The following is a 10143-nucleotide window of genomic DNA, read 5'->3' on the forward strand; positions in this document are numbered from 1 at the left end:
AGAGGTTTAAGCGAGCGGAATCGAGAGTCGCGCGTCAACGCGCTTGGAGTGGTCCAACGTGACGAATCCGTGCGACACGGCCGACACGAAAAGATGAACGGCCGTGTTCATGCTGACGCCCATGCTGCTTGCGCGGCGCTCCAGCACTGCGTGTAAGGTTCCGCGAACGCTGTGGGACATCAGGTTGTCTGCAAAACTTCGAGAAGGCTCGTACAGGTGGCGGACCTTCTGGCTCTTTGCCATTGACCACAGCGCGGCGAAGTTCCCGAGTTCTCGGCTCGGAATCGCGTTCGAACGCAGCATCTCCCACGTCCAGTGCCGGCCAGCGGAAAGCGTACGTTCCTTGATTGTCCGGTCCTCATCCTTCTTCTCAAGGACGTGACGGGCATGTTTAACGCTGACGACGTGGTAGCGCAGCGTGCGAAGCTTTGGATGCCAATACGTAAGCACCAAGTCAAACGTGAGCAGGTCCGAGCGGTTCATCTTCTTGCCACCGGCCAGCGCCCGTAGATACGCTTCGTCGGTGTAGTACGGATACTGCTCACGAATATCGACCACATATGGGTGGAACATCAACGCGAGCTGGATTGTGAATTCGCCCATCGAAAGGGCCTGGAGTACCCGGTTTTCTTTCAAGCTTGGCAACACCCCGCGCGTGGCTAGTGATGGCGTCCGTGCTTCCAGTATCGATTCGTACCTCTCCCCAGTCTCCCAGCCGTATTTGCGTATTTCGGACGAACGTGACCGGCCTTTTCGGGATCGTGACCGGCGATTTCGGGAACGTGACCGGGCATTTCGGGAACGTGACCGAGCGGACCGGAAGGCAGGATAGGCGTTGCGCATGACATCAACCACGCGGGCTATGCTCGCCGGCTTTTGCCGGAGAGAGCATGCCCGCGCACCGGATGAACATGCGCATGATCAAGGACGTTTTACGACTTAAATTCGACGGCGGCTTCTCGCACGACCGGATCGCCGCGTCGCTGGGCATTTCCAAGGGCGTGGTCACGAAGTACGTCGGACTGGCGGGTGCCGCCGGGCTGGACTGGGCGAGTGCCTGCGACATGGATGAAGCCGAACTCGAGCGGCGGCTTCTCGGCAAGCCTGCGGGACCGGCAGCCTACGCCCAGCCCGACTACGGACGCATCCATCAGGAACTGCGCCGCAAGGGCGTGACACTGACGTTGCTGTGGGAGGAGTACCAGGCCGAATTCGCCGACCGGCAGACCTACCGCTACACGCAGTTCTGCGAGCATTACAAGGCGTTCACGAAACGACTGAAGCGCTCGATGCGTCAGATCCACCGCGCTGGCGAGAAGCTGTTTGTCGACTTTGCCGGTCCCACTTTGCCGCTGACCACCGGACGCCGCGCGCATATCTTCGTGGCTGCCATGGGCGCCTCGAGCTACACGTTCGCGTGCGCGACGCCGGCCGAAACGATGGAGGACTGGCTGGGCGGCATCGCACGCGCGCTGACCTTCTATGGGGGTGTGCCGCAGCTCATCGTGCCGGACAACCCGCGCGCGATGATTGCCGATCCGGACCGCTATGAACCTCGTGCCGGCGACACCGTGCTGGACTTTGCGCGTCATTACGGCACCTCATTCCTTCCTGCTCGCGTATATCGCCCGAGGGACAAACCGAAAGTAGAAGTTGCGGTCCAGGTGGTCGAACGCTGGATCATGGCGCGCCTGCGTCATCACCGGTTTGCGTCGGTCCACTCGGTCAATGAGGCCATCGGTCCGCTGCTCAGGAATCTGAACGAGCGCCCGTTCCAGAAGCTGCCGGGATGCCGTGCCAGCGCATTCGCACAACTGGACGCGCCGGCATTGCAGTCGCTGCCAGCCCAGCCCTATGAACTGGCGCGCTTCAAGACGGTGACCGTTCACATTGACTATCACGTCGAGATCGACAAACACCGCTACAGCGTGCCGCACGCTCTGGTCGGACTCAAGCTCGATGCGCGCATCACCGCTGGCGCTGTCGAACTCCTGCATCGTGGTCGCCGTGTCGCGAGCCACGCCCGCAATGACCGCGCGGGCGGCTATACGACCGTCGTCGAACACATGCCGGCCGCACACCGCGCCCATCTCGAATGGACGCCGCAGCGGTTGATTCACTGGGGCCAGCAGATCGGCGCGGCGACCGGCGCGCTCGTCACCCGGCTGCTACAGGAACAACGTCACCCGGAACATGGCTATCGGGCGTGCCTCGGACTGCTCTCGCTCTCACGTCGTTATGGCCGCGAGCGCCTCGAAGCAGCGTGTGTGCTGGCACTGGAACTCGGTGTGCACCGTTACCGCCATGTGCGCGACATCCTGATCAACAACCGCGACCGGGCAACCACAGCAACGCCTGCCGACTGGATCAGCCCGAGCCACGCGCATGTGCGCGGCCCCGGCTACTACCAATAAAGAAAACCCGCCATGATGATGCAACAGACACTGACACAACTGCGCACCTTGAAGCTTGACGGCTTCGCTGACGGCCTGGAAGAACAATTGACGCAGCCCGGCGCGGCCAGTCTGAGCTTCGAGGAACGGCTGTCGCTGCTGGTTGACCGGGAAGCCATCTGGCGTGATGATCGGCGCCGTACCCGACTGCTCAAGCTGGCTCGACTCAAGTATCCGCAGGCCGCAATCGAGGACCTCGACACACGCGCCGGTCGCGGCGTAGACCAGCGCTCACTCACAAGCCTCGCTCTCGGTGACTGGGTCGAAGCGGGCTACAGCCTGCTGATCAGCGGCCCAACCGGCGCCGGCAAATCATGGCTTGCCTGCGCGCTCGCGCAATACGCCTGCCGGCGCGGGCATTCGGCGTTGTATCTGCGGGTGCCGCGCCTGAGTGAGGAACTGCGCGTTCTGCACGGCAACGGCGGCTTCACGAAATGGCTGCTGCAGGTCGCTCGCGTTGACGTCCTCCTGCTGGACGACTGGGGAATGGCTCCCCTTGATGCGATGGTTCGAAATGATCTGCTCGAGATGATCGATGACCGCTCGGCGGGCAAGGCCACTATCGTCACCAGCCAGCTACCGATTGAACACTGGCATGGATGGATCGGCGACGAAACCATCGCCGATGCAATGCTCGATCGTCTCATGCAGCGTCATCACCGGATCACGCTCACCGGCGAATCGCTCAGAAAAGCCTTACCCAAACCCAACACCCTGGAGCCCGAACTCGACCAGAACTGACAAGGAAACCTACAATCGATACCGCGCAACGCCAAACGCGCCGAATCGGTCACGTTCCCGAAATCGGCGGTCACGTTCGCCGAAATCCGCAGTATTCATCGAACGGCTCGACCTCAAGGCCTGGAGGCATCGCGAAGGGACGTGGCAAATCGAAGATATGGAAGTCGGTCTGCTCGATTAGCGTGGCGTGTTCTGGAGTGCAGCCAGAATTGGTCTGCTCAGCCTCAGACTTCGTCGCGGTGCTCGCAGTCTCACGGATATAAGGCTGACGACGATATCCCGAAGCCCGAGGCTTGCGGGGACGCTCTTCGTAAACGTCGACGGCGGGGTCGAACGCTGGTTGCTCATCCGGAAGTTTTCGCATGACACGCCTCCATCATTCAAACCCCAGCGCCGCCTCGGACGCGTCTTGCTCTCCATCGCTGGACAACAGAAAGTCGACAAGGGGCGACACCGAGCTCTGGTCCGAATGCCGTTGGTTCTTCCGTGGACCCGGGCTCGTCCTATTGCTCTTTTCGCGCGCGCGGGCTCTTCCTGCTGCGTTCTTGGAGAGCGGTCGACCGACCCGCGCGCACCAGTCATCATGGCTCTCGGTGTATCTCGTCAGCGCTTCGTCGGTCAGCGGGTAGAGATGACGGTATTGCGTATTTTTGGAGAGGATGGTGCCGGCAAGAAGCCTGTCCACCGAAACTCGCTTCTCGCATTTACTGTAAGCAAGTTCAAGCGCGACACTGACTACTCGCTCTGATAGTAGCCGGTCAATCACCTCGTTCTTTTCAGGGTCAAAGATGATTGTTGGCACGCTCTCTCCAGCGGCCTTCAGCGATTCGACCGTAGGCGCCCAATGTCTGGGGCATCCCACCTCGAGCCGAATCCCCGCATGATTGAGATGCGGATTTTTTTCGCGAACCGCGATGTATTTGAGTTGCTCCCTCGCTCTCAACCACCCGCGATTCCTTTCCATATACATCCTCTGTCGAAGCGTGTGATAGTTGAGAGGCTCCGGCTCGAGGAGCTTTTTTCCCGGCTTTGGATTCAGGGGCTTGAGTTGAATGTCGCCTGCATTGATTTCCTCGACGGCGTTCTCGACGTCACTCCAATCGTCGAAAAGCGCCATCAGCAGCACAGTGCTTTGCAACGGATTTAGGTAAACAAGCTTTCCCGTGACGTGGTCACATGAAAGGCCCCCGGTGGACAGAATTCCGGACCTTTCTAAGAGTCTCTTCATCGAATGTTGCGAAAGGTGGTCGTGGGCCAGTTCCGTCTGCATCACGTCATCTTCGATAAGTCCCAGTTCTTGGCTGCGACGTCGGGCGACTTCTGCAATGGCGTCGCGGGTGAAACCTGGCATGTAATCCGGATTGAGCAGCAGCTTCGTGACCCGATGTAGCTCCACCTCATGCTCCTGCTGGGAAGACGACATCTTCGATACTTCCTCAAGTGGCCTGAGGCCGCAGCCACAGTGCTGGCCGGGCCAAACGAGCTTGTTGTGGTCTTGTGTGACCGCGCATCCTTCGCATCCGACCTCGAAAGGGCGCTTATGCTCGGAGCAAAACAACAGTCCCGGCACCATGTTGGCTCGGTTCCAAAATGGTGTACCGCAGAGGGCTATGTTCGACTGCGCGCATTCAGGGCACATGGTGGGGAGCACCTGAAACCGACCGCCATTTGGACCATTCATTCCCAGCGGTGCCAGTATTCCGCCCGCGTACTTGTGCCGGGTGTGTTTGATTATTGTGTCGGCTTGCTCCCGGGTAGTCGTCCTCAGTTGCAAAGGCAGGAACGTGTGGTGGCCGCGAAGGTCCTCAAACGTTCCGATTACGTCTTTGAACGGCTCGATGTAGCGGTCGAGGCCACTCGGCGCATACCAGGCAGCGGTCAGGACATCGTGATGAGCATTGGCACTGGTTCTCGAAAAATACTTCGTCAGTAGTTCACCCTCTTCAATCGGGAAGTAGGCGCTGGGAAGTTTCAAATTTGTCATCGATTGCTGGGCCTGCGGCCCGTTAGCGTTTGGCGTGCGCGGGGAGGGTTTCCGGACGAAGGTTGGCGATGCGCGCGACAGAGGTGTCCGCTTGAGCGAAAGACCCCGGAGCGACCACGTTCAACGCATGCGCCTCTCTGCGCGCAATGAAAACGCGTTTCCGGCCAGGAGTCTGGGCGAAGGGGCCAGCCCCGCCGAGCCGCTCCGAGAGCAGAGCGAACGCGTGGTCGCGCATTCCGAACGCGAGTCGGGTCTGATACGCAGACGGAAGCGGCGGCCTGCCATGTTTCGAGGCCCGATAATCTTCTTGCGTTGATGAGACGAAAGTCTCGACAGCAGTCGGCGCAACCTTCTGCCTCCTCCCTCCATGCCGACGAATCGTCGGTGCCTGGTTGCGCTTTAACCACGCTTCGTCATTGCGATACAACCACGCCCACGCCGCCGGAGCGAGACGACGAATCGATGAGCGAGAAACGTTCGGATTTTGTGCGCACGTAGAAAGCCACTGAGACCGGTGCTCCTCGAGCTCCCACTGCTCCTTCGTCGTCTCCGGCGCAACCGGTCGAGCGCTTTGCAACCGCACGGGCAATCGGTCCGCCCCGGTCCCGAACATGGCAAGCAGAACAATCATGGTCGGATGGATGGGGCGCCCTCGCGCTGCTTTGCGGACAGCGGATTCGACATAGTCTCCGCCTTCGGTGATATGAAAGAGCCGCGGGTCTTCGAAGCCAGAGGAGAAGAACCGTTGGAAGTCACGCCGCAGGCTGGCCAGATTCCAACGGCCGGAATCAAGGAGGTAGCGGCGCTCGGCGAGAAGTCGTGTCACTTCCGACCAAGCGGTTTGACTATCGAATGAGTGCGTCGTGAGTTCGGTCGCGAACTGTGCGTACCGCGCCGAGTTCCGGTGCGCAGCCTCAGAACCAGAATGTATGAGTAGCGCCTCAAGGCGGCTTCCAGCACCGCCACACTCCAGAAGCGTGTCATGGTGAACGCATCGCGTTACGTAATCGATGCAATGAGCGGTGTGGTTCGCCACTCGGCCGAGGACTTGGGCATCAATACGCGCACATTCAGGGCACAGTAGCTCCGTACGGTTACCGCATTGACAGAGCGCATCGAACGAAGGACATGGAGTACGGACCCAGCCGTCGGTCAGCGCTTGCATGAGGGCTTCACGCGACAGAGCGGTCATTCCAACGGCATGCCACTCGGCAAGGCTGTTGGCGGCCAGGACGACGGCTGGGGGGCCATAGGAGTTTTCGGTTATCGCGCAGAACCGACTGGCTCTACATGGCAGCGAGTTGACGAGAGGACACGCGTGCCGATAAAACGACGCGTACGCTGCCTTCGCATCTCGAGAATCTGTTGTTTGTGCGACCATTTTGAGTATGGAACAGGCGCTCTCGCTTTCCGCGGCTGCGAAGAAAGTGTACGTGCTCATGTAGCCGCCTTTTGAAGCTCTTTGGCAGACGGCGTGCAAGTCGGTTGAATTGCGCGGTTCGCGTCCTTCACCAGTTTCTCCAGGAGTGCGGCTGCCGTCATGATGGCGCGAGCCTTCTCAGAATCGTTGTCGCCGTCAAGAGCAAGAACAGACTGCACAACCGCAGGGAGTTGGAGCCAATCGCTGAACCACCGGATACGACCGAGCGTGAAAGTACCAGCGCGCTGTGCGCGACGCACCGCTTCCAGCATCGGTTGCTGCAACAGGAGCGCCTGATAGGCGTATGCAATGAACTGCGCCTTGGAAAGCTCGACCTTGCCGCCTGTTGACCACGTCCCGGAGACGAAGGCCCCGACCTTAAATGCAAGCTCGACCCGGCCGAGGCTCACGGCATGCAGCGCAGATGTGAACCACGCAAACGGCTCTGCGCCTGCCGCGCGGAAGTATTTCAGCCAGACCGAGCCGGCCGTAAGCTCCCACTTGGTAGAGTTGAGCGGGAACGGGTCGATGCAGTAGACCCCGCGCGATGTCAGCGCCGCTTCAGCGTCGCCTTGTTCGAGAAGATTGATTGCAGCCCCGGCGGTTCCGACGATGACGAATGGAATGCCTGTCGCCGCTGCAATTTGTCCCAGCATCGACCACATGCCCGCGGCCACCCGGGATTTGGACATGTGATGCGACACGGGACCGACGATGACCATGCCGACGTTCAACGATAGAAGCAGGGACTGCACCGCCGCGCCGACTTCGTCTTCTCGTATGGCTTTTAACGCGTGTCTTACGTCGAAGATGGGCGAGACTTGCTTCACGAGCGTACGGCCAAACTTGGCGGGGTTACCGTCAGGTGGAAAGGGGGCGGTGATAGTGTCCATTCGAGCGAACCGGATGCCTTTTGGGCGCCCCTCAAGCGGAACCTCGAAGAGCATGTTCTCTGTTTGAAAGACACGCTGGCAGGCGCTGATGAGTGCATGCTGGCCAATGCCGTTTGGCACAACGACCAGATGGACTTTCGTCGATACGTTTGGGATGGTCACGTCCGAGGCGAGCACCGAGTGCCCATGCGTGTCTCGCCGATGGTTGATGAAGCGGTGCGCGGCAATTACCTTGGAGCGATATGCTGGATTGGAAAGGTCACGCTCGATGGCGCTCGCCCTGACCGACTGCGCAACGTCCATGAAGAGACGGCGATGAACGTTCGTCGGTATCAGAATGCGGTTGTCGGGCTCGATTCCGCTGTCGGGCAAGAAGTCAGGCAGGAATTGAATGGCCGCAGCCGCCTCTGCGCTCGTCTTCAGCGCCGGAGCGCGCGAGAGGGCCGGATTTTCGCCTGGCTGCGCTAAGTACGTGGACAACTGCAGTGGCGCCTCAACGCTCTCGGTCGAGTTCACGATTTCGGTGCTCATACGAGTCCCCCATTGACGCCGAACCGGTCTTGGACGGACAAGAGTGAAGGAGCGCACTCAAAAACGCAGTAGCCCACGTTCGCGGCAAATACGTTGGCGCGTTCAGCGAAGCAGGTCTGATGAGGCAATCGACGACGCAGGGTATCGAGGCTCAACGAATCGAGGGCGCAAAGCTCACCGCGCGACAGGTAAGCGCGGTCGGCGCCACGGCTGAGGGGCGTGTTCATAATACGGGTCCCACACAAAATCAGGGGCGAGCAATTCCCCCCTGAGCCTGCAAAACGAGCAGACACGAGTTGACAATGCGAACCCAATGTGAGACCCTACGCACGCAAGAAGTGACGGAGAGGCTCTTATTGGGTCTGCCGGAAGCGGGGCAAAGGGACTGGTACTCTCTTTGCCCCGTTTTTATTTGCGAAGTTGGTTCAGCGCTACTACCTCCAAAATCTCGACTGCGACGCCACCCCATTTTTCTGGTCTGGAAACACGACAGTGCACGCGGCGCTTCGTCCGGTCTTGCCTCTGTTGACAAACGCGCATTTAAGGGTAAAATAGGGGCACATTGTACACTGACATTTTTCGTTCAGCAAGTTCTGCGCGAGTTTTCGCTCGTCCTCGCTCTTCGTTCGCGCACTTTGGCTTTCTCGATTTTCCTGCTTTTCTTGTCTCCCGAAGTGTCGTCCCGCCGTCTGAGACGCTGCACGTTCTTAGGGTCACCCTCACACCGCATCCTCGCTTTCGTCCCGACTCTGGAACACAGTAGAATTGTTTTGTTGCCGCCCTTCTTTTCCGAGATTGGCTAGTAAAAAGCATCTACTGCGTAGAAAGAATTCGGCGATTTTTACTTCGTTTTAGTTTAGTCCAACATTGTGCGATTGCAAGGAGCCCTGTGAGTCACGTCGACACCTGTTGGGCGGATATGGCTGCGCGTGTCGTACGCGTCATCCTCGCGCGAAAAGGGATTGGATACGCTGAACTCGCAACGGCGCTGCAAACCGTGGGGGTCACTGAGAGTGCGCGGTCGCTTGCACTTCGTGTGATGCGTGGACGAGTGAAGCTGTCGATGCTGCTGCAGATTCTGCATGTTACGCATTCCAAGATGCCCCGACTATGGCTCGAAGCCATTTCCCGGTCGGATAGCTGGGAGGTCCGCGCTACAGCGGTTTTGGAAGCGGAGTTATCTAGGCATCCTGCCGTGGCGGTCGACGACCTGACGCTGCGTATGGTCCAACTCGGCGCCAGCCTGACCGAGAAGACGCTGGCCTCGCACATCGACCAAGGAAACATCTCCCTCCCTGAATTCCTCCAAAGCATCCTCGCGCTCGGCAGCTTGAGCCTTGACCGCTACATCGATTACGACGACCTGATTGCGGTCGGTCGGTCTGCGGTTGCAGAACGCTTGCAGTGAGCGTTCTGCAACTATCGCCTTGCCATTTCGACTGTTTGCCCTAGAATGAAAACAGACGTATTTGCTTCCGTTTTCCGCACTACGTTGGACCCGCATCCGGCGGTGTCCAAGCGATTTGGCTGAGAAAACAAAGCCGCGGAGGCGAGCATGTCGTTCCGGACAATCGGGTCAGTAGAAGAGCAACCAAGCGTTGACCTGATGTTTTGGAGATTTTTTGAGGTCGATGGAGACACGTGTCATTTCGTAGGTGCCGACTCATCCGGCTTCGCGGGACGCGTCAGCTCTGTCGTCGTCGAGTTTGACTTATTGACGATGCGCGGCGTGACTCAATCCGGTCAGGTCTATGAGTTGCAAAGCAATCCCGGCGATTCGGAACAGGCCGACTACGTTTGGGATAGTGGTGCGCAGGATATGGAATCCGCACGTTCGAGGACAAGACACGGACTGTGGTCGGTGACGCCAGACGAGCACTCGCCGACCGCGAACTTGGCTGATTGCACCTGGATGGCCTAACGCTCGCCCGCCAAAATCCATTCGTATTACTAATGGATTTTACTGCAATGCACTGAGGAGAAGCGGACATGCGGAGTAAGCGGCTCGGCTGGGCCGTGTCCTCACGCGCGCGCGAGCAAGGCATGATGGTGATGGCGTGTTGGAGTCCGTGTAGATCAAGGGAGATCGTGTCCACGATCGGCGATCGTGGACACGATCTA

The 10143-nt window shown here is 59.2% G+C and carries 9 protein-coding genes; 4 read left to right on the top strand and 5 right to left on the bottom strand.

Translation table 11 applies throughout. From position 1 onward, the window contains the following. Positions 1–6 precede the first annotated feature (6 nt). Positions 7–603 carry a TnsA endonuclease N-terminal domain-containing protein gene (locus tag FQ755_RS23975; protein ID WP_144157506.1) on the bottom strand — a complete coding sequence of 199 codons (597 nt, stop codon included), beginning with the start codon at positions 601–603 and terminating at the stop codon, positions 7–9. Between the two features lie 287 nt (positions 604–890). On the opposite strand from FQ755_RS23975, the gene istA reads away from it, so the two are divergent. Further along, positions 891–2414 carry an IS21 family transposase gene (gene istA / locus FQ755_RS23985; RefSeq protein ID WP_144157508.1) on the top strand — a complete coding sequence of 508 codons (1524 nt, stop codon included), beginning with the start codon at positions 891–893 and terminating at the stop codon, positions 2412–2414. 12 nt (positions 2415–2426) lie between these two features. Then, positions 2427–3194 carry an IS21-like element helper ATPase IstB gene (istB, locus tag FQ755_RS23990; RefSeq protein WP_144157509.1) on the top strand — a complete coding sequence of 256 codons (768 nt, stop codon included), beginning with the start codon at positions 2427–2429 and terminating at the stop codon, positions 3192–3194. Between the two features lie 70 nt (positions 3195–3264). Here the strand turns inward: istB and FQ755_RS23995 are convergent, their stop codons facing one another. The 4 genes from FQ755_RS23995 to FQ755_RS24010 all read right to left on the bottom strand — a co-directional run bounded on the left by FQ755_RS23995 (position 3265) and on the right by FQ755_RS24010 (position 8022). Further along, a complete protein-coding gene (locus FQ755_RS23995) occupies positions 3265–3558 on the bottom strand; it encodes a hypothetical protein (protein ID WP_144157510.1) in 294 nt (97 codons plus the stop codon). Positions 3559–3570: 12 nt separating this feature from the next. Further along, positions 3571–5169: a hypothetical protein gene (locus FQ755_RS24000; protein ID WP_144157511.1), complete on the bottom strand. Its 1599-nt coding sequence runs from the start codon at positions 5167–5169 to the stop codon at positions 3571–3573. Between the two features lie 31 nt (positions 5170–5200). After that, positions 5201–6004 carry a TnsD family Tn7-like transposition protein gene (locus FQ755_RS37590; RefSeq protein ID WP_186308646.1) on the bottom strand — a complete coding sequence of 268 codons (804 nt, stop codon included), beginning with the start codon at positions 6002–6004 and terminating at the stop codon, positions 5201–5203. A gap of 611 nt (positions 6005–6615) precedes the next feature. Beyond that, on the bottom strand, positions 6616–8022 hold the full coding sequence (locus FQ755_RS24010; RefSeq protein WP_144157513.1) for a hypothetical protein: 1407 nt from the start codon (positions 8020–8022) through the stop codon (positions 6616–6618). Between the two features lie 889 nt (positions 8023–8911). On the opposite strand from FQ755_RS24010, the gene FQ755_RS24015 reads away from it, so the two are divergent. Both FQ755_RS24015 and FQ755_RS24020 read left to right on the top strand, forming a co-directional pair. After that, complete coding sequence (locus FQ755_RS24015) at positions 8912–9430, top strand: DUF6471 domain-containing protein (RefSeq protein WP_144157514.1); 519 nt, start codon at positions 8912–8914, stop codon at positions 9428–9430. Positions 9431–9577: 147 nt separating this feature from the next. Then, a complete protein-coding gene (locus FQ755_RS24020; RefSeq protein WP_144157515.1) occupies positions 9578–9943 on the top strand; it encodes a hypothetical protein in 366 nt (121 codons plus the stop codon). The last annotated feature ends 200 nt before the right edge of the window (positions 9944–10143 follow it).

The organism is Paraburkholderia sp. BCC1885 (assembly GCF_900996235.1).
Taxonomy (GTDB): Bacteria; Pseudomonadota; Gammaproteobacteria; order Burkholderiales; family Burkholderiaceae; genus Paraburkholderia.

Bases quoted from the DNA above. Each gene is read 5' to 3' on its own strand.
- FQ755_RS23975 (WP_144157506.1), bottom strand. From the start codon at position 603: ATGGGCGAATTCACAATCCAGCTCGCGTTGATGTTCCACCCATATGTG.
- istA (WP_144157508.1), top strand. From the start codon at position 891: ATGCCCGCGCACCGGATGAACATGCGCATGATCAAGGACGTTTTACGA.
- istB (WP_144157509.1), top strand. From the start codon at position 2,427: ATGATGATGCAACAGACACTGACACAACTGCGCACCTTGAAGCTTGAC.
- FQ755_RS23995 (WP_144157510.1), bottom strand. From the start codon at position 3,558: ATGCGAAAACTTCCGGATGAGCAACCAGCGTTCGACCCCGCCGTCGAC.
- FQ755_RS24010 (WP_144157513.1), bottom strand. From the start codon at position 8,022: ATGAGCACCGAAATCGTGAACTCGACCGAGAGCGTTGAGGCGCCACTG.
- FQ755_RS24020 (WP_144157515.1), top strand. From the start codon at position 9,578: ATGTCGTTCCGGACAATCGGGTCAGTAGAAGAGCAACCAAGCGTTGAC.